We start from the raw sequence: 19,446 nt of genomic DNA, 5'->3' as shown, positions 1-19,446 counted from the left end.
CCGGCCCGGTGTCAAATTGACCCGACCCGCTCCGACCTGCTGGAATAAAGACCGCCCCGTTTCTGGGACAACCCCTCTAACTTACCAGACCATCCTGAGTGATGCGAACACCATCCGAAGGGATCTGTTTGGAGGTTGCCCCCGAGTGAGACCGACGATCATCGCCGTCCTCGTGGGACTGGTGAACTCTATGTACGCCTCCCGGAACCGTCAAATCAACCACCCGCCGGTGTCATCCGCCGCCCACGGGTAGGAAGCCACTGTGCCCCGAGCCCTCACCATCCTGCTGGGTATCGCCTGCGCGGTGATCGTCCTGTTCGGCATGCGCGAGGTCGCGTCGATCCTGGGTCCGGTCGTGCTCGCGCTCGTGCTGGTCATCGCCGTCGCCCCAGTGCGCGGCCGGCTCGCCCGCGCGGGCGCTCCCGGCTGGGTGCAGGTCGTCGTGCCCTTCCTCATCGTGCTGTTCGTGCTGCTGGGCATGGTCGCGGTGCTGACCGTCTCCGTCACCCAGCTCGCCTCGCTGCTCCCCGCGTACGCCCCGCAGTTTCAGCAGTTGCTCACCGACGCCCAGAACTTCGCCACCACCCACGGCGTCAGCAACGCCCAGCTCGACAAGGCGATCCAGGCCTTCGATCCGGCCAAGGTGCTCGGGCTGGCGCAGAGTCTGTTGTCGAGTCTGCTGGGGATCCTCTCCAGCCTGTTTCTCATCGTGGTGCTGTTGCTCGGGATGTGCCTGGACACCCCGGCCATCGCCAGGATCATCGCGTCGGGTGAGGCGGCCAAGCCGCACCTGGTGGAGGCGTTCGGCACGTTCGCCCACAACACCAGGCGCTATCTCATCGTCTCCACGATCTTCGGTCTCATCTGCTCGGCGCTGGACGTCGTGGCCCTGTCCATCCTGGGTGTGCCGTTGCCCCTTCTCTGGGGTGTCCTGGCGCTGATCACCAACTACATCCCGAACATCGGCTTCGTCCTCGGACTGATCCCGCCCGCGATGCTGGCGCTGCTCGACGGCGGCATCAAGCAGATGCTCCTCGTCGTCGCCGCCTATATCGCCATCAACGTGGTGATCCAGTCGTTCATCCAGCCCAAGTTCCTGGGTGACGCGGTGGGGTTGTCGACCACGATGACGTTCCTGTCACTGATCGTCTGGGCGTTCGTCCTGGGGCCGCTGGGCGCGCTCCTGGCGATCCCGCTGAGCCTGCTCACGCGGGCGATCCTCGTCGACAGCGATCCCAGCGCGGGCTGGGCGGCCGCTCTCATCTCCGGAGCTCCGCCAGAGTCACGCCGCTCAAGCGCTTGACCTCGTTGGCCAGGTGCGCCTGATCCGCGTAGCCCGAGACCACCGCCACCTCCACCGGCGCCACCCCCGCACGGGCCAGTTTCAGCGCCCGCTGGAACCGGACGACCCGCTGCAGGACCTTCGGCCCGTATCCGAACGAGGCCAGACTGCGCCGCAACAGCTGCCGCTCGCTGAACCCCAGCGTCCAGGCCACCTCTCCCACGGTCCGCCCCGTCCGGAGCGCCTCGGCTATCGCGGGCGCCGCGGCGTCGGCGGGCGCGGTGGCCCGAAGCCGGGCCACGACCGCGGCCCGCATGCTCGCGAGCCGCCCACCGGACATCGCCACATGCCGCCCTACGGAGAACTCCCCGTCGAACACGGACGACCCCCCGTCGGACACGGAGAACCCCAGGTCCGCCACCGGCACGCGCTGGTCGCGCAGGGCGTGCGCCGGAACGCCGAACACGTCCCCGACGCCGCCCGGCTTGAACCGGATCCCGGTGAAGGCATCCCCCGCGCGCACCCGCACCGGCATCGGCCCGGTGTCCGGACCGGCCACGAACGCCCCCGAAGGCCCCCAGATGAGGTCCACGCACCCATCGGGCACCACGAGTCGCGCGCCGTCGACGTCGCTCACCTGCCGCCACACGCAGGCGACCCGTCCGTCGAAGCCGTCCCCAGGAGGCCGCTCTTCGTACATGCCTCCAAGCTACGCACCCCCACCGACAAGAAGTCGCACCCGCCCGTACGCCCGAGGAATCACAGCCGCCCGTACGCCTGGAGCGTCCGCAGCCGGTGCACGGTGATGAAGCCGCCCCACTCGTGCTCCACCACGGGCGTCCAGATCAGCCAGTTCCCCTGCCACCCGCCCTCGTCCGACTGGGCGGCGGCGAGCGCCTCGAGGTGCCGGTCCAGGACGTCCTGCGTGAAGAGCGGCAGCCGCAGCGGCGACGGAGCGAAGTCGAGGGGGAAATGCACCTCGCCGGACGCGTCGGGGTCGAAGGTGACCATGGCCAGCAGGGCCTCGCGCAGCCGGGCGAACTCCGCCTCGGCCCGTGCCCGGTCGGGGACGAGGTCCAGGAACTGGACGACGGCCCGCGCCTCGTACGGGGTCGTGGCCGAGATGCCGGCGATCGCCGCCCAGCAGAAGTCGGTGGCGGGCCCGAGCCATGGATGGGCGACGCCGTGCTTGTGCAGGAGCCCGGCGATCGACGCGGTGGGGATGAGGTTGCCCGGAGACTCGTCACCGGGCTCCCACCAGGGCGCCCGCGGCGTGTCGCGGACGCTCGGCAACGCGAACGGCACGCCGCCGTCCTTGGCCGTGATCCCCAGGAGGTAGTCGCAGGCGGCGGCCACCATCGGATCGTCGAAGGCGTCCAGCTCGTCGAGGATCCAGAACGCCACCTCCACCGGCTCCGGCTGGCTGCCCGACCCGCGCAGGTCCGGTTCGAGCGCGTTGCCGAAGCCGCCGTCGTCGTTCCGGTAGCAGCGCAGGGCGTCGAGCACGCGTGTACAGGAGGCACCCTTGAACAGGGCCTCGAACCTGAGCCTGTCGATCAGCCGCCCGTGCAGCAGCAGGTATCTCTCAGCGCGGGAGACCGCCCGCGAATTCAGCTCCATAGCGGTGAAGCTATCCCGGTCTGGCCAGGCTCTTCTTGTAAGAAACGGACACGCGGGGCGCCGGGGTGCGCGCCGCACGGGCATCTCCGCCCGCCTGTTCGTCACGGCGTGGCCAGGGCCTCCGTGGGCGACATGCGGGCGGCTCGTACGGCCGGATAGAACCCGGCGATCCCGCCGATGACCAGGGTGGCGAGCACGCCGCCGAGCATGGCCCAGACCGGCACGATCGCCGGCCAGCCCTGGAAGCTCGCGTACGCGGCGGTGACGCCGATGCCCAGCATGACGCCGCCGACACCACCGATGGCGGACAGGAGCAGCGATTCGGCCAGGAACTGCAGCCGGATCTGCCCGCGGGTGGCGCCCAGCGAGCGGCGCAGCCCGATCTCGGCGCGTCGTTCGAGCACGGAGATCACCATCGTGTTGGCCACGCCGACCCCGCCGACCAGCAGGGCGACGCCGCCGAGACCGAGCAGGAGGGCATTCAGCGTGGCGTCGGTGGCCTGTTTGGCGGCCAGCGCGTCCGACGGTCGGGAGACCTCGACCTCGTTGGGCTTCTCCGGGTTGGCGGTGGGGCCCAGCACATCGCGTACGGCGACGACGGACGCCTCCTCGGCCCTGGCGTAGATCGTGGTCGGGTAGCCGTCGAAGTCCAGCCGTTCCTCGGCGACCGGCCAGCCGATCAGTGCCGCGGTGTCGAGTTCGGGGGCGAGCGGCGCGGGACCGAGCACGCCGACGACAGTGAACCACTCCCCGCCCAGCCAAACCCGCTGGTCGGGGCCCGCCCGTACGACACCGAGCCGGTCGGCCGCCTTGGCGCCGAGCACGGTGGCCGGGTACCGCTGGGTGGCCTGGTTCAGCCAGGTGCCGCTGACGATCTGGGCGCCCACGTCGTGCGGCAGGTCGAGGCGGGCGGCCGTGACCGAGATGCTGCCCGACTGGGCCGCCGGAATGTGGTCGTTGCGGTAGACCTTGGCGGGCGTGGTGCCCGTGGCGGTGACCGAGGTGACGGGTGCGATCCGCTCGATCATGCCCTCCGCCTCGGCGGGCAGGTGGGAGCTCTCGCCGAAGAGCGTCTGGCCGGGTGAGACGGTGAGCAGGTTCGTACCGAGTGCTTCGAGCTGGCGGTTCAGGTCCTCCTGGCTGGAGGCGGAGATGCCGACGACGCCGAGCATGGCCGCAATGCCGATGGCGATGCCGAGCGCCGACAGGAACACCCGCAGTGGCCTGGCCCGCAGGCCCGCGCCGCCGACCCTGAGGACGTCGCGCGGGCGCAGCCGGGCGGAGGTGAGGATGGCGGCGGTCATAGCCCACGTCCGTCCGCAACAAAGCCGCCCACCACAAGGCCGTCCGCAGCGCCGTCCACCACGAGGCCGTCGAGCATCTCGACCTGCCTCGGGAGCGAGGCCGCGATGTCGCGGTCGTGGGTGATGACGACCACGGTGGTGCCGCCGGCGTTCAGCTCGCGCAGCAGGTCCATGACGCCCGCGCCGGAGCGCGAGTCCAGGTTGCCCGTCGGCTCGTCGGCCAGCAGCAGCCGCGGCCCGCCGACCACAGCACGGGCGATGGCCACCCGCTGCCGCTCGCCGCCTGACAGCTCGTGCGGCCGGTGGCCGAGCCGGTGCCCGAGCCCGACCCGTTCGAGTGCCTCGCAGGCGCGCAGACGGCGTTCGCGCAGGGTGGGACCCGCGTACAGGAGACCGTCGGCGACGTTGTCCAGCGCGGGGACGCCCGCGGCGAGGTGGAACTGCTGGAAGACGAAGCCGATGACGTTCGCCCGCAGCGCCGACAGCTGCCTGTCGTTGAGGGTGAGCACGTCGTGCCCGGCGATGCGCACGGTGCCGCTCGACGGGCGGTCCAGGGTGCCGATCATGTTGAGCATGGTCGACTTGCCGGAACCCGACGGGCCGACGATGCCGACGAGTTCGCCGTACTCGATGCCCATGGAGACGCCGCGCAGCGCGGCCACCTCGCCGTACTCCTTGCTCACCGCACGCAGTTGGACGATCACTTGGGCACCGCCACGGTCGCGCCCTCTTGGACGCCGCCGACCTCCACCTTGCCGTCGGCGAACATGCCGATGTCGACGGCCGCGTACTGGGTGGTGCCGCCCGTCACGACCTGTACGCCGTAGCCGCCCTCCGCGAGGGCCAGCAGCGCTCCGACGGGTACGGCCAGCACGTCCTCGCGCTGGGCCGACACGATCGTGACGTCGACCGGGGCGGAGTCGAACGGCTTCTTCAGACCCCTCACCGACACCTTGACCTCGATCGTGGTGGTGGCGTCGCCGCCCGTGCCCGTCTCGGTCGCGACCTTGCCCACGCTGGTGACCTTGCCCTTCACAGTGGAGCCGTCCGGCAGCTCGACCGTGGCGCCGAGGCCCTTCTTGACCAGGTGCGCGTCGGCCACGTCGAGGTTGACGAGCACCTGGCGGGTGGTGCCCGTCGCGGTGAGCACAGGCCCCGTGCCGCCGGCGCCGAGCGTGGTCTTGAGGCCGGCGACGCGGAGGGGTCCGCGCTCCACGACCACGTCGGTGGGCTGGACCTCGCCGGTGACGTCCAGGCCGAGGTCGTCCTGCCAGTCCTCGACGGCCTCGCGGGTGGCCCAGGTGAACTCCTTGTCGACGTCGAAGCCGGTGTAGCCGAGCTTGGCCAGGTTCCGTTCCAGCAACTCGACGTCCTTGCCCTCGACGCCGTCCTTGAGCACGCGGTAGAGGGGCATGCCACCGTAGAGCAGAGGGCGGCGGTCGGCGTCGACGCTGTAGACGGCCTTGCCCCGGGTGATGGTGGCGCCTTCCTCGGGCAGCCAGGTGATCGTGCCCGGCGACTTCGCGGTGACCGTGATGGTGTCGCCGTAACCGAGCGTGCCGTCGACGGTCTTGGTTTCGGTGAGCGTCGTGCGGGTCACCTTCGCGGTGGCCGGGGGCGTACGGCCGGCGACGGCCGTACCCGAGCCGTTGCCGCCGAAGCCGATGGCGGCGGCCGCGACGGCGGCGGCGAGCAGGGCGGTGCCTCCGGCCCAGGCGACGGTGCGGAACGAGCGCCGCCTAGGTCGGAGCGGGCGGCCGGGAACGACCTCAGGCTGGGACTTGACCTGCGTCATCGAGTCCGTCCCAACTGCGAGAACGTGACCCGCGTCATTGCGTCTTGCCCAGCTTCGGGAACTTGGCTCGGCAGACCTCATAGGCCTGCTTGAAGTCGGGGTCGTCCAGCCTGAAGCTCTTGGCGAGGTTCTGGTTGGTCTTCCCGCTGAAGTCCGGGTCGGGCAGGTCGATGCCGTTCTCGCGCATACAGGCGGCGAACTGGCGCATCTTGTCCTGGTCCGCCGGGCTCAGCTCCTTGGCGTCCCTGATGGGGGCGACGGAGCGGCAGGCCTGCAACGCCTCCTGGACCTTGCCCGAGTTCATCTCCGACTTGGGCAGCGCCTGGAACATCCCTTCGCCGTTCGGGTCGGGGTCGGGAACGTCGAGGCCGTGCTCACGTAAGCAGGCGGCGAACTTCCTGCCCTGCTCGGCCTTGTCCACGCTGGCCGAGGGCGACGGACTGGCCGTGGCGGCGGGCGAGGTGGTCTTGACGGAGGCGACTCCGGCGGAGCTGGGCGCCGAGCCGCATCCGGCGGCGGCCAGGGCCAGCACGCCGGTGGCGCTCAGGATTTTTCTGGTCAGGAATCTTCGCTTCATGTCCCGAATGTGCCGAGCGCCGATCAAAGGAGCCTGGGAGCCGCCTAGGAGCCGGGTAGGAGCACGCGGAAGGTGGCGCCCCGGCCCGGCGCGGAGTCGAGTTCGATCGTGCCGCCATGGGCGTGCACGATCGCGGCCACGATGGCCAGGCCCAGTCCCGCGCCGCCGTCGGTCCTCGATCTGCCCTGGCCGACGCGGTAGAGGCGGTCGAAGACGTGGGGGATGTGCTGCTCCGGCACGCCGGGCCCGGTGTCGGCCACCTCGAACACCGCCATGCCGCGTGCGGTGCCCACGCTCACCGTCACCGACGCGTCCTCCGGGGTGTGAGTGAGGGCGTTGCCGACGAGGTTGGCGGCGACCTGGCGCAGCCGGGCCTCGTCGCCCACCACCGAGACGGGGGCCAGCGTCCCGCCCAGGCCGCTCAGCCTGACCTGCCTGCCGGGCACCCGGACGCGGGCGTCCCGGATGGTGTCGGCCGCCACCTCCAGCAGGTCGACGGGGTGGCGGTCGATGGGGCGTTCCTGGTCGAGCTGGGCCAGGGTGAGCAGGTCGTTGACGAGCATGCCCATCCTGGCGGCTTCCTCCTCGATCCTGCGCATCGTCTCCTGCTCGTCGCCGCCGCCCCGGCGGTAGAGCTCGGCGAAGCCGCGGACCGAGGTGAGCGGGGTGCGCAGCTCGTGCGAGGCGTCGGCCAGGAAGCGGCGCATGCGGGACTCGGAGTCGGTCCTGGCGGCGATCTCGTTCTCGACGCGGTCCAGCATGACGTTCATGGCCGCGCCCAGGCGGCCCGCCTCGGTGTGCGGGTCGGGGGCGGGGACCCGGCTGGCGAAGTCGCCCATGGCGATCTGACCGGCCGTACGCTCCATCCTGGTCAGCGGGCGCAGGCCGAGGCGTACGACGGCGTCGGCGGCCAGGCCGAGCAGGAGCAGGATGAGCGCGCTGACGGCGAAGGCGATGGCGACGAGCGAGGCGCGGGTCGCCTCCAGTTCGCCGAGGGACTGCGCGACCACCACGGTGCCGCCGTCGCGGGTCGTGATCGCTTTCAGCCGCCAGGACGGCCCCGTGGTGCCGCTCACCGTGTAGGGATCGCCCACGTGGACGTCGCCCAGCACCGGGCCGGGGTCCGAGTCGCCCGGCAGCTCGCTGACCAGCCTGCCGTCGGCGGAGTAGATGTAGATCCTGGCCACGGAGGCGACCCGTTTGGTCAGCACCTTCTCCCAGTCCATGGTCTTACCGCCGGAGATCAGGCCGGCCATCATCGGCAGCTTGCCGACCGCGCCGCCCATCGTGTTGAGCTGGGAGTCCACGCGTCGCAGCAGATTGTCGCCGAGCAGCGCGATGCCGACCACGTTGGCCAGCACGAGCGCGACCGTGGTGAGCCCGAGTATCGCCATGACGAGCCGGGCGCGCAGCGTCCACCTGCCCGGCCTCACCGCGGGGTCCTGAGCGTGTAGCCGACACCGCGCACGGTGTGGATGAGCTGCGGCTCGAACTTGTCGATCTTCTTGCGCAGGTAGTAGACGTACGACTCGACGATGCTGGAGTCGCCGTCGAAGTCGTAGCGCCACACGCTGTCGAGGATCTGCGCCTTGCTCACCACCCGGCCGGCGTTCGTCAGCAGGTATTCGAGCAGGTTGAACTCGGTGGGCGACAGATCGACGAGCACGCCGCCGCGGCGCACCTCGTGCGCGGCCACGTCGAGCTCCAGGTCGGCGTAGCGCAGCACGTCCGCGCGCCCGGTCTCGGTACGGCTGCGCCGCAGGATGGCCCGGATGCGCAGCACCACCTCCTCCAGGCTGAACGGCTTGGCCACGTAGTCGTCGGCGCCCAGCGTGAGCCCCTTGACGCGGTCCTCGACCGTGTCGCGCGCGGTCAGGAACAGCACCGGGACGCTCTCCCCGAGCCGCCTGGCCACCTCGAACCCGTCGATGTCCGCCATCATCACGTCGAGCACCACGATGTCGGGCTCGAACTCCCTGGCGGCCCGCACCGCCTCGGCGCCGGACTCGGCGGTCCTGACCTCGAACGAGACCAGGCGCAACGTCTGCGAGAGCAGGGCACGGATGTTCGGCTCGTCGTCCACGACGAGCACCCTGGCCGGTCGATCCATGGTCAAAGGTCTACCCAAGCCAGCTCAAAGCCGGCTCAAAGTCATTTCATGAAGAAGATCGGCCCGCGCGGCCGGAACGGCAGCGAAGCGCCCTGTGGCACGAGGAAGGCGTGGTCGCGGCGGATGCGGATCACGTCGCACTGGCCGTCGGTGATGAGCAGGATCGGCCCGTCCGTCGGGAAGTCGTCGGCCCGTTCCAGCAGGCTGACTCCGGGCTGCAGGATCGTGCCGCCCCGGCCGCGTACCTTGACCCGGTCCGCGATGTCCTCGACCGGCAGGTAGCCGGCGTCGTACGCGATGGCGTCGCAGAACACCACGCGCGCCCGCGGCACGTCGCGGACCGAGGCGTAGGAGGCGATCGCGCCGAGCGCCTTGCCGAGCAGCTTGACGTCCATCGAGCCCGAGGTGTCCAGCACCACGCCGAACGTGGCCTTCCTGACCACCTCCTCCGGCCGCACCCGGCAGGGGCGCGGGATGTGCGGGGTGGCGGCCTGGCGGCGGGAGGCGCGGGCGTAGGAGCGCCGCGTCTCCTCCGGCTGGAAATGCTCGTCGAACCAGCGGGCCAGCTGCGCGTCCCACGGCAGCGGCGGCTGGTCGAGCGCCCGGATCTCCTGCTCCAGCCCGGCCGGTACGTAGCCGCGGCCGTTGCCCTGGTGGAAGGCCAGGCCCGTGCAGAGGGCGCTGCGGTAGTACTCGTCGAGGTCGACGCCGCCGCGGGCCGGGCGTGGTGGCCGGTCGAGGAGGTCGCCGAGGCCGCGCCCGCGCAGCGTGGCGAGCTTCCGCATCCGCCGCAGGTCGGTGACGATCGTGTCGTAGACCGCCTCGGCCGACATGCCGGACAGGGTCTGGTCGAACAGCAGCCCTTCGGGCATCTCGCCGACGCCCATCTCGGTGAGCCAGCCGTTGATCACATAGTCGCAGGCGACGTTCCAGATGTACGGCTCGCGCGGGCCGACCCGCTCGCCATGGCGGAGCGCGGCGTGCAGCATCTCGTGGGCCAGTACGAACCGCCACTCCTCCTCGGAGTGCCGGGCGAGCGGATTGATGTAGATCTCGCCGGCTTCCGCGCTGACCGCGGCGATGGAGATCCCCCAGCTCCTGGCCAGCTCCACCTCGGCGACGATCTTCATGCCGGCGGCGAGCGCGCCCAGCAGCGGGTAGGAGGAGACGAACCAGCGCAGCGCCGCGTCCCACGGCCCCTCGACGTGCTTGTCGGTCGTGACGCGCGGGGTGCCCGCCTGGTCGAGCGCGGCGGTGGCCGCCTCGGCGACGCCCACCGCGAACATGGACGGGAAGTCGAAGTGCTTGGCCATCTCCGCCGAGCAGACGCGGAAGTCCTCCTCGCCGAGCGGTTTGTACGCCTCGGGGATGCCGAGCCTGCGCCAGCGCTCCGACAGCGTGACCTCGTCCTGCTCGGGCAGTTCGGCGGGCAGCGGCGCGGGGCAGCGGCCGATCTTGAGCGTCCGCAGGAACCGGTCGACGGCCAGGCAGCACGCGGCCCGGTAGGCGGGCTCGGGACGGTCGCCTTCGACGTCCTTCGGCGCGCAGGTGCGCGGGTCGGCGTGGCCGAAGCCGAGATGGAGCAGCAGGTGGGCGAAGATCCACGCCCACTCGGCCGCCTCGGCGCGGCGGCGGGGGTGGTGGCGGATGTCCCCGTCCTCCGTCACCACCGCCCAGGTGTCGGCCGACAGCTCCCCCTCATCCGCCGCGTAGAGCCAGCTGTGGTAGACGGAGAACAGCGGGTGCCGGTCGACGAGCTGCCAGCCCTTGCGCACCTCGGCGCGCCACGGGTCGGTCTTGGCCTTGTTGCGGGGGCTCATGATCGGGCCGCCATCAGCCTGGGCACGTCCCTGCCGACCTCGACGAGGAACCAGGTGGGCAGCGCGGGCGCGCCGTTCGCGTCGGAGGCGATGACGAGCTGGGCGCACTCCAGCGAGATTTCGGCCAGCTCGACCAGCAGCGTCTTGGCGCGGAAGCCCAGGTCACGCCCTCTGGAGGAGGCGCCGCGCTTGTCCGCGGGCAGCTCCTTGACCAGCCGGGCCCGGAACGCCTCGGCCAGGAAGTAGAGCAGGTCGCGCTCCTCGGGCCGGCGCGGCCATGGCGCCTCGCCCTTGATCACCGCGTTGAGGTCGTACGCGTGCCGGACGGTCTTGACGTAGGCGCGGAAGGCGGAGGCGTGGTTGGCGGTGAGCGTGCCGAACGCGAGCATGGCGAGCGTCTCGTCGGCGACGTCATCGCCGTAGGAGGTCAGCACGTCGGAGAGCATGTGCCAGGCGCGCGGCGAGGAGAACGGCTCCTCGGTCTTGGGCGGCGCGCTCCACAGGTGGTCGGGCCGCTGCGCCAGGTAGTCGACGATCCACGGGTGGATGCCGTTGGCGGCGGCCCACTTGAGCCAGTCGTCGGGCGAGGCCCGCAGGTGTACGTGGACCAGCCGGTTGATCAGCGCCGAGGCCATCGGGCGGGCGAGCGCGTTGTCGGTGGCCCGGTTGCCCGCGCCGATCACGACCGATCCGGCGGGCAGCTCGTACGCGCCGATCCTGCGGTCGAGGATCAGCGAGTAGAACGCTTTCTGCACCTCGGGCGCCGAGGCGTTGAGCTCGTCGAGGAACAGGCAGTAGGGCTCGGCGCGGGCGATCGACTCGGGCGGCGCGAACCGGCTGCGGCCGTCGACCAGCTCGGGCACCCCGATGAGGTCCTCGGGCGCGAGCTGGGTGCCGAGCAGCGTCACGCAGTCGAGGCCGAGGGAGTCGGCGAACTCGCGGACCAGCGAGCTCTTGCCGATGCCGGGCGCGCCCCACAGGAACACCGGCCGGACGACGGCGACGTGCAGCAGCAGCTCGGGGAGCTGCATGGGAGTGACCGTGACCGTCGCCTGCACGTCTTCAGAGTGGCGAATCGTGGCTGTCACGCGCATCAGGTTTTTTATTGGGTTGCCGCGCCGGCTGCCGCGTTCCTAGCATCGTCGGCATGTATTGCTGCTTCATGCGTCTGCGCAGCGACCGGGCTCGGGCCCGCTAGCTGACGCGGTTACGATCTAGGCGTCCGCCGGCGCGCCCCGGGCCCTTCGAGAGACCCATACATCTCGAAGACCCGAGAGGGCGGCTGTGGCGCAGAACTTCGCGCACGGAAACTATTCACATACCCAGAAGAACGCCAGGAACAGCGGCGGTCGCACGCCCAGAGACCGGGCCAGGCGGGCCTTGTCGCAGAACTTCCTGGTCGACCGGCATGCCGTCGAGCTGGTGGTCAAGGCGGCCGCCCCCGAAGGGCTGGTGCTCGAACCCGGCTCGGGCGAGGGCGTACTGACCTGGGCACTGGCCGAGGCCGGCGCCCAGGTGATCGGCTACGAGATCGACCCGCGGCTGGCCGGCCGGCTCGCCGCGCGCACCCGCGACGATCCCCGGATCGACGTGGTCAGAGGCGACTTCACGAGCGCGCGGGCGCCGCGTGAGCCGTTCGCGGTCGTCGGCAACATCCCCTACTCGGTCACCTCGCGGATCGTCGACTGGTGCCTGCGGGCGCCGGGGCTCACCTCGGCGACGCTGCTCACCCAGCGGGAGTACGCCCGCAAGCGCTCGGGCGACTTCGGCCGCTGGAGCCTGGTGACGGTGGAGTCGTGGCCGTGGTTCCACTGGCGGCTGGGCGACCGGATCGGCAGGGAGAGCTTCCGGCCGGTCCCGTCGGTCGACTCGGCGATCCTGCGGATCGAGCGGCGGCCCACGCCGCTGGTCGAGGCCCGGCGTGGCTATCAGGAGCTGGTGGAGGTGGGGTTCGGCGGGGTGGGCGGCTCGGTGCGCGCCTCGCTCAGACGCCGCTATGAGGGAGTCGACGTCGCCATCGCCGCCGCGGGCATCGCCCGCGACACGGTGGTGGGCCACGTCCACCCCGACCAGTGGATCACGTTGTGGGAGCGGCTATGCCGCTGACGTGACCGTGGCCTTCTCCGCCGGCCCGACGGGCGGGGCGAGCACCTGGGCCGCCGGGGACCGGCGGCCCCAGGGCATCGCCATGAGCAGGATCGGCAGCAGCACGATCGACGCTCTCGACCAGTCGCGGTGCAGCAGCCACCAGGCGTTGTCGTCGAACTGGGTCATGTACAGATAGCCGTACGCCGACCACAACGAGACGCCGATGATCGCCGGCCAGGCGAACTTGGTGGGCCTGGCGATCAGGAACGGCATGAACCACAGGAGGTATTGGGCGCCCAGCCGCGGCGTGACGACCATGAAGATCAGCAGGATGGCCAGGGTCATGTCGATCGGGTCGGCCCGCCGCCAGATCAGCACCGCGAGGACGACGCAGATGTAGATCAGGTAGGTGCCGATCTTGGCCAGGCCGGGGATCAGCGCCCAGTCGCCGCCGGTGAAGTGCGGCGTCCAGCCCCACTCTCCGATGATCGGCCGGATGTCCTGAATGGTGTCGATGACCGCGGGGATCTGCTTGAGCGACGTGCCGGCGAAGATCGGCAGGGTGACCAGGAAGAACACCGGCAGCGCGCCGGTCATGAACAGAGCCGCGATCCTGGCCCGCAGGTTGGGCAGGAGCAGCAGCATGCCGGGGATCAGCCAGATCGGCCAGCTCTTCGCGCACAGGGCCAGGCCCATCAGCAGACCGGCCAGCGCGCCGCGCTTCAGATCGGCCCGGTCCATCGGGCCGGGCATGAGGGCGCGGTGGAGCATGCCGCCGGGGCCGATGACACGGGGCAGCGAAGCCCGCCAGCCGTAGGCCGCGACGCCTCGGCGTACCTTGGCGACCACCTGAGTCGTGACGCCGGCCCGATCGGGCGAGCCGGGGCCGCGGGCCACCACGAAGGCGGCCACGCCGAAGGCCAGCGCCACCGGCTCGACCTGGCCATGGATGCAGGCGACGAGCAGGGCGAGCGGGTTGAGCGCGTACTGCAGGGCGCGCAGCGACGCCTTGGGGCCGCCGGCCAGCTTGGCGACCAGCGGGATCAGCACGATGTCGGCGACCACGGTGACCAGGCGTCCGGCGTAGACCCACGGGATGCCCAGCCACAGCAGGATCCCGTAGACGTAGGGGATGGTCGGCAGGAAGTGCCAGCCGCCCTCGCTGGCCAGGACCGGGTCCTGACCGTTCAGCACCGCCTGACCCGCCGGCTGGAAGCTCTCCATGAAGTCGACGGGCTGCCAGGAGTCGTGGGCCGCGGTGAACATCAACACCACGCGTACCGCCACGCCGACCAGCACGGAGACAAGGAGAGGGGGTCGCCAGTCACGCCATTGGGCGATGAGAGCGAACAAGACACCTGCGACGAGGATCGTCCCCGTGAGAACTGCGTAATCCATGGCGGCTTCTAGCCTGCCGTACTCCTCTGAGTACTTCCACCGAGGCTTCCGATTCTTAACTCTGACATGGCGGGTCGTAACGCGATAGAACATGACCCTCTGTGCTGAACTTTTCTCATGGGGGGATCGCAGGTCAACCAGGCTCTGGTCAGGCTCTACTTCGAGGTGAAAGACGGGCTGCGTGACCCGGTCGCGGCGTGGGCGAAACTCACAGGAAATTCGCAGGTCTACCAGCAGGCCAGGGGTGGAAGGCGGGTTCCGCTGGACGACGGGACGGCGGCCGAGCTGACCGCCGCGGCGATCGTGCACACGGCCAGCGAGCACGGCGCGGACCGGGTGGCCGCGCTGTCCACCTCGCCGCTCGCCGGGCTGATCGGCGGCCTGGGCGGCGCGGTGCTGACCGAGCAGTCCAGCGTGCCGGACCAGCTGCTCGGCCAGGGGTTCCCCGGCACCTCGCCGGAGGACTGGCCGCGAGCGGCGTATGTGCTGCTGTGGGGCGAGAACAACAGGCTCGTCCGCACGCCCGACATGCCCCTGGTGATCGCCGGGCGCTACAAGGGCCAGAAGGTCGTGGCGATCGGGCCGCATCCGACGCGCCTGTCGGACGAGACCCTGGTCGTCCGGCCGGGCACCGACGGGGCGCTGGCCATGGCCATGGGGCATGTGCTGCTCAAGGAGTTCTTCCTGGAGCGGGCGGCGTTCGCCGGGCACGCGATGGAGCATACGGACCTGCCATACCTGGTGCGGCTGCGCGAACACGGCGGCGCCTTCGTGGCCGGCGGGCTGACCGGGCGGCCCGCCGAAGGACTGAGCGTGTACGGCGGCGACTCGGTGGAGGTGCTGCTGCCGCGCTTCGACGACGGGCCGGGGCTGCTGCGCCGCGGGGTGCCGGTGGTCAGGGACGGCGACGAGCCGGTGACGACGGTGTTCGACCTGCTGCTGGCGGTGTACGGGGTGGCGCGCGACGGGTTGCCGGGCTGCTGGCCCGACGGCTATGGCGATCGCGGTGAGCCGTACACGCCCGCCTGGCAGGAGGCGTACACGGGGGTGGCCGCCGCGCGCACGCTGAAGATCGCGCGGGAGCTGGGGGCGACGGCGGAGCGGACCGGCGGGCGGTGCATGATCGTGCCGGGGCGGCTGGAGACGAACCACGCCGACACCGCCTACCGGGCGATGCTGGCGCTGCTCGTACTGACCGGCTGTGGCGGCGGCTGGGCGCAGGCCGGCGCGGGGTCGGCCATTCCGCTCGTGCCGTACCTGTGTCTGCACGCGTGCGGCGAGGACGGCACGGACGTGGGCGCGCTGAGCTGGCCGCTGGCCGAGGGGCTGTTCGACCGGCGGTCGTCGCGGTCGATGCTGCTCGAAGCGGTGCGTGACGGGTTGCCGATGGCGCCGACGCCGCGCGTGCTGGCCATCCCGCGCCCGATCTATCCGCTTCCGCCCGAGGTGGAGTTGCTCATCGGGCCCGACGACCGGTGCGACCTCGCGCCGCCCGACGCCTACCTGGTGGCGGACGCGGTGGCCAAGCTGACCGTCGATCACATGGAGCCCGCCGCGCCGGATCCGGCGGGGGTCGCCGCCGGAGGACGGATGCGGTTGCTGGTCGATCACGCGTGGATGCACGAGTACGGGGAGGCCCTGCCGACGTACCGTCCGCCGGGGCAGGGCCTGCCCGTGAAACCGACCCAGTTGGTGCGTTAGCCGGCTGGCGCGTTAGCCGGCTGGCGCGTTAGCTGGCTTGGTGCGTTAGCCGGCGCTCATCCGGCGAACCCAGTGAAGCCCTTGAAGATGCCGGTGAACTCGTACGCCGACTGGGAGATCCCGCTGCACGTCGGCGAGACGCTGCCGTTGGGGCAACCGCCGTTGTCGCGGCCCACCGACCAGAAGCCGACGAAGCCGATGTGGTTGGTGTTGGCCCAGTCGCGCAGCTTGCGGGCGTCGGCCTGAGTGGTGGTCTGGCCCGTGTCGTTCTTGCCGATCATCGGGGTCACGCCGAGCATGCGCTTGAGCTGGGCATCGGTCTTCGACGGCCACACGCCCTTCATCTGGCCGAGCGTCGCCTGGGCGGCCGAGACCATCGCGTCGCCCCAGTTGCCGGTGTAGCCGAAGTCCATGACCATCGGGTTGACGATCACGTTCAGGCCCTTGGCGGCGGCGTCCTGGAGGATCTGCACCGAGAACGGGTCGAGGCCGTAGTCCTGTGCCTGCACGCGCAGCGTGTACCTCACCACGGTGCCGCGTTCGGACTGCAACTGCTTCAGCGCGCTGTTGACCTTGTTCACATCGATCGACGCTTCGACATCGACGTCCAGCTGGTTCGTGCCGACCGCGTCGAGCACCTTCTTGTAGGCGGCGAGCAGGGTGGCGGTGGTGCCGCAGTTGTGCTCCAGGTACGGGCCCTGGGCGCCGCCGCTGGCGACGACCACCTGGCCGCCCTGGGCCTGGAGCGCCTTGACGTCGTTGATGATCCTGGAATCGGTGAGCGGGATGACCCCGCCCCAGGCCGGGTTGCAGCCCGTGCTGTCGCCGAGCACGAAGGCCAGCGTGTAGTTCTTCACCCCGGTCGCGGCGGCGGCGCCGGTCAGGGACGGGGTGTTCATGGTGATGTCGATGTAGGGCGCGTAGCGGATGTCACCGGTCGGCGGCGGCGTGGTGTCGTTGGTGGTCTTCCCACTGACGGAGGCCGTGTACGCCGAGCAGTTGCCGGCGGCGTCACACGCCCGGACGCGGAAGCCGTAAGTCGTGGCGGCGCTGAGCCCGGTGGCCGTGTAGGTGGTTCCGGTGACCGCCGTGGGCGCCGCGTTGTCCCTGGACACCTCGTAGCGGGCGACGCTGCCGGAGTTGTCGGTGGAGGCGGACCACGTCACGGTCAGGCTGGAGTTGGTGGCACCGCCGACCGCCGGGCTTCCCGGCACGGTCGGCGCCTGCGTGTCCGGGGCACCGCCCGGTCCGTCTAGCACGACGTCATCGGCGTAGTAGGCGCCCTGGCCGTACCATCCGTTGACGTAGACGATCACGCTGGTCACTCCCGCGCCGGTGGTGAACGACGTTTTCAGCTGCTGCCATTGACCGCCCGGGGCACCCCAGGTGCTGACGTCGATCCCGGTGCCCGTCGCTCCCAGGAAGATGTAGTTGCCCTGGACCCATGCCGACAGCTGGTAGGTCGTGTTGGGCTGGACCGTCACGGTCTGCTGGCATCGGGCGTAGTCATTGCCCGCCGGGGTGGCCTGCAGGGCCTTCGTACCGCCGTGAACGGGTTGTGACACCGCTTGGGCGGCGGCGGAAGTCTGGCAGGTCCAGCCGGACAGGGCGGACTCGAAGCCGGGGTTCGTCAGGATGTTGGCGGCTGAGGCGGGTGTGGCTTGGAGGGCTATGAGGCCCAGGGCGATGGCGGCGGTCGCCGCGAGTCCTCGCAGGTTCATGGAGGTCCCTAATGTTCTCGGGTCTTCACGTTCTCGTCTTCGCGAAGCTCGGGTCTTCGCGAAGCTCGGGTCTTCGCGAAGCTCGGGTCTTCGTGGAACTCGGTCTTCGCGAAAGTGCCGCCGCGCCCCCGTGGGCCACCCGTCGCACCGGCGGCGGGACACCGGTGCGACGGGTGCGGTGGGCCGGTCCCGGTTCAGGAATCGGCAGTGGGTCGGTTCGGTTCAGAAACCGGCGGTCGGCCGGTCCTGGTTCAGAAGCCGACGGTGGGGCCGGTCCCGGTTCAGAAGCCGGTCCCGGTTCAAGAGCCGGTCCCGGTTCAGAAGCCGGCGGTGATCCTGGTGAAGTCCCAGTTCGACTGGGCGATCCCGCTGCAGTTGGACACGACCCCGCCGCCCGGGCACGGCCGGTCGCGGTTGACGGCCCAGTACGCGAGCCTGGTCAAGCCGTTGTTCCTGGCGTAGTCACGGATCTGCGTCCAGGTGGCCGTGGAGGTGAGCTCCTGCTGGTCCGACAGGCCGTTCATGCCCGAGATGCCCATGTGCGCGTACGCCTGTGCGTCCGACCAGCCGAAGGCCGTCTTGAGGGTGTTCTTCAGCCCTTCGGAGGCGTTGACCGTGCTCTGGTACATGTTCGAGCCGCCGCCGAAGTCGAACGGCATGATCGTGTAGTTGTCGATCGGGACCGCGAGCTCCTTCGAGCGGTTGATCAGGCGGGTGCCCCAGTAGGTGGGGCCGGTGGTCGAGGTGCCGAAGGTGACGACGACCTTGACGTTGGGGTTGTTCTGCTTGACGATCTTGAGGCCGTTCAGGATGCGGTCCTGGACCGCCTCGCTCTCGAACTCGTCGGTGTTCTCGATGTCGAAGTCGACGGCCGCGGGACCGACGGCGTTGATGACCGTCTGCACCGCGCCGGCGAACGCCGAGGGCGAGGAGCAGTTCGGGCCGAGCTTGTTGCCCGACCAGCCGCCGAAGGAGACCTGCACGCTGCCGCCGGCCGACTTGATGGCCGAGATCGCCTGCGCGTCGGCGCCGCCGGTCAGCGGACGGCTGCCGTCCCAGGCCGCGTTGCAGCCGCCGCTGGACAGGATGAACGCCATCGTGAACGACTTGACGCCGGTCGCGCTCATCACCGTGGCGGGCGCGGGCGGGTCGCCCCAGCCCATGTAGAGGTAGGGGGCGCCGGGCAGCTTGCTGCCGCCGCCGGTGCAGCCGGTGGTCGTCCCGGTGACCGCGGCGCTGGAGGCCGACTCGCCTACCGAGTTGTACGCCCTGACGGTGAAGGTGTGCGAGGTGCAGGTGCCCAGGGAGCCGATGGTGGCCGATGTCCCGGTGACGGTGGCCTTGACCGTGCTGCCCTCGTACACGCGATAGCCCGTGACCGTGCCCGACGACGCGCCCCACGACAGGGAGAGCGAGCTGTTCGTGGACCCGCTGACGCTCGGCGAGCCCGGCTGGCCGGGGGCGCCGGTGCCGGCCGAGGTGGTGGCGGTGACGGAGTTGCCGGCCGCGGAGAGGTTCCCGGCGGCGTCACGGGCGCGGACCGTGTAGGTGTAGCTGGTGGAGGCCGCGAGCCCGCCGTCGGTGTAGGTGGTGCCGGTGGCCGTCGTCACCAGCGTCGAGCCCCTGTAGACGTTGTAGCCGGTGACGCCGACGTTGTCGGTGGAGGCGTTCCAGGCCAGCGAGACGCTGCTGGAGGTCGTGCCGGTCGAGCGGAGGTTGCCCGGCACCGAGGGGGCGGTGGTGTCGCCGCCGCCGCCGGAGACGGTCTTCCACAGGGCGGGCACGGCATCCGGCGTCCAGTCGGGCTGGGAAGTGTGAGCCTGGATGCACTCGTAGTCGACGCCGTTGTAGGTGACGCGGGTGCCCACGCTGTAGGCGGTCCATGCCGTCCACGCGGGGTAGGCGAGGGCCACAGCCCCATAGGCGCTGGTCGAGACGGTGGTGAGCCCGGCCCCCATCATGGCCAGGGCGGCGAGTAAGGCGAGGAACATGCGGCGAAATCTCATGGCATTCCCTGGTGGTGCGGCTGT

Annotated in this window: 16 protein-coding genes; 3 read left to right on the top strand and 13 right to left on the bottom strand. The window is 70.6% G+C overall.

Features of this window, described 5'->3' with window-relative positions; translation table 11 throughout:
• Positions 1–262 precede the first annotated feature (262 nt).
• Positions 263–1,303 (top strand): AI-2E family transporter, encoded by a 1,041-nt coding sequence (locus AB0B64_RS47795; RefSeq protein WP_357943090.1) that lies wholly within the window; start codon positions 263–265, stop codon positions 1,301–1,303.
• On the opposite strand, the gene AB0B64_RS47790 is transcribed toward AB0B64_RS47795, so the two are convergent.
• The 10 genes from AB0B64_RS47790 to AB0B64_RS47745 all read right to left on the bottom strand — a co-directional run bounded on the left by AB0B64_RS47790 (position 1,260) and on the right by AB0B64_RS47745 (position 11,566).
• Positions 1,260–1,982 carry a DUF6597 domain-containing transcriptional factor gene (locus AB0B64_RS47790; RefSeq protein WP_358191958.1) on the bottom strand — a complete coding sequence of 241 codons (723 nt, stop codon included), beginning with the start codon at positions 1,980–1,982 and terminating at the stop codon, positions 1,260–1,262. The genes AB0B64_RS47795 and AB0B64_RS47790 overlap by 44 nt on opposite strands.
• A gap of 59 nt (positions 1,983–2,041) precedes the next feature.
• Positions 2,042–2,902 (bottom strand): hypothetical protein, encoded by an 861-nt coding sequence (locus tag AB0B64_RS47785; RefSeq protein ID WP_357943087.1) that lies wholly within the window; start codon positions 2,900–2,902, stop codon positions 2,042–2,044.
• A 101-nt stretch (positions 2,903–3,003) separates the two neighbouring features.
• A complete protein-coding gene (locus AB0B64_RS47780; protein ID WP_358191947.1) occupies positions 3,004–4,206 on the bottom strand; it encodes an ABC transporter permease in 1,203 nt (400 codons plus the stop codon).
• On the bottom strand, positions 4,203–4,907 hold the full coding sequence (locus AB0B64_RS47775) for an ABC transporter ATP-binding protein (RefSeq protein ID WP_358192014.1): 705 nt from the start codon (positions 4,905–4,907) through the stop codon (positions 4,203–4,205). The genes AB0B64_RS47780 and AB0B64_RS47775 overlap by 4 nt, the downstream gene beginning before the upstream one ends.
• Positions 4,907–6,001, bottom strand: a complete 1,095-nt coding sequence (locus AB0B64_RS47770) for a peptidoglycan-binding domain-containing protein (protein WP_358191938.1) — start codon at positions 5,999–6,001, stop codon at positions 4,907–4,909. The genes AB0B64_RS47775 and AB0B64_RS47770 overlap by 1 nt, the downstream gene beginning before the upstream one ends.
• A gap of 34 nt (positions 6,002–6,035) precedes the next feature.
• Positions 6,036–6,578, bottom strand: a complete 543-nt coding sequence (locus AB0B64_RS47765; protein ID WP_358191930.1) for a hypothetical protein — start codon at positions 6,576–6,578, stop codon at positions 6,036–6,038.
• A 44-nt stretch (positions 6,579–6,622) separates the two neighbouring features.
• Entirely contained in the window at positions 6,623–8,011 is a 1,389-nt protein-coding gene (locus AB0B64_RS47760; protein WP_358191923.1) for an ATP-binding protein, read from the bottom strand.
• The gene (locus AB0B64_RS47755) at positions 8,008–8,688 is read right to left on the bottom strand and encodes a response regulator transcription factor (protein ID WP_357943077.1); all 681 of its coding nucleotides are present in this window, start codon (positions 8,686–8,688) and stop codon (positions 8,008–8,010) included. Before AB0B64_RS47755 ends, AB0B64_RS47760 begins: the two co-directional genes overlap by 4 nt.
• 41 nt (positions 8,689–8,729) lie before the next feature.
• On the bottom strand, positions 8,730–10,508 hold the full coding sequence (locus AB0B64_RS47750; protein ID WP_358191913.1) for a hypothetical protein: 1,779 nt from the start codon (positions 10,506–10,508) through the stop codon (positions 8,730–8,732).
• A complete protein-coding gene (locus AB0B64_RS47745; protein WP_357943118.1) occupies positions 10,505–11,566 on the bottom strand; it encodes a MoxR family ATPase in 1,062 nt (353 codons plus the stop codon). Before AB0B64_RS47745 ends, AB0B64_RS47750 begins: the two co-directional genes overlap by 4 nt.
• A 226-nt stretch (positions 11,567–11,792) precedes the next feature.
• On the opposite strand from AB0B64_RS47745, the gene erm reads away from it, so the two are divergent.
• The gene (gene erm / locus AB0B64_RS47740; protein WP_357943073.1) at positions 11,793–12,614 is read left to right on the top strand and encodes an ErmE/ErmH/ErmO/ErmR family 23S rRNA (adenine(2058)-N(6))-methyltransferase; all 822 of its coding nucleotides are present in this window, start codon (positions 11,793–11,795) and stop codon (positions 12,612–12,614) included.
• On the opposite strand, the gene AB0B64_RS47735 is transcribed toward erm, so the two are convergent.
• Complete coding sequence (locus AB0B64_RS47735; protein WP_358191895.1) at positions 12,603–13,994, bottom strand: hypothetical protein; 1,392 nt, start codon at positions 13,992–13,994, stop codon at positions 12,603–12,605. The two genes, erm and AB0B64_RS47735, sit on opposite strands and share 12 nt — an antisense overlap.
• A 117-nt stretch (positions 13,995–14,111) precedes the next feature.
• On the opposite strand from AB0B64_RS47735, the gene AB0B64_RS47730 reads away from it, so the two are divergent.
• A complete protein-coding gene (locus tag AB0B64_RS47730) occupies positions 14,112–15,695 on the top strand; it encodes a molybdopterin-dependent oxidoreductase (protein ID WP_357943069.1) in 1,584 nt (527 codons plus the stop codon).
• A gap of 56 nt (positions 15,696–15,751) precedes the next feature.
• Here AB0B64_RS47730 and AB0B64_RS47725 read toward each other — a convergent pair whose 3' ends face one another.
• Together AB0B64_RS47725 and AB0B64_RS47720 are read right to left on the bottom strand one after the other, a co-directional pair.
• Positions 15,752–17,416 (bottom strand): carbohydrate binding domain-containing protein, encoded by a 1,665-nt coding sequence (locus AB0B64_RS47725; RefSeq protein ID WP_358191885.1) that lies wholly within the window; start codon positions 17,414–17,416, stop codon positions 15,752–15,754.
• 317 nt (positions 17,417–17,733) lie between these two features.
• A complete protein-coding gene (locus tag AB0B64_RS47720; protein WP_358191874.1) occupies positions 17,734–19,422 on the bottom strand; it encodes a carbohydrate-binding protein in 1,689 nt (562 codons plus the stop codon).
• Positions 19,423–19,446 lie beyond the last annotated feature (24 nt).

Source organism: Nonomuraea sp. NPDC049129 (genome assembly GCF_040648495.1).
Taxonomy (GTDB): domain Bacteria; phylum Actinomycetota; class Actinomycetes; order Streptosporangiales; family Streptosporangiaceae; genus Nonomuraea.
The sequence above is the reverse complement of the archived record's forward strand: the minus strand, read 5'-3'. Positions and strand labels throughout refer to the sequence as shown.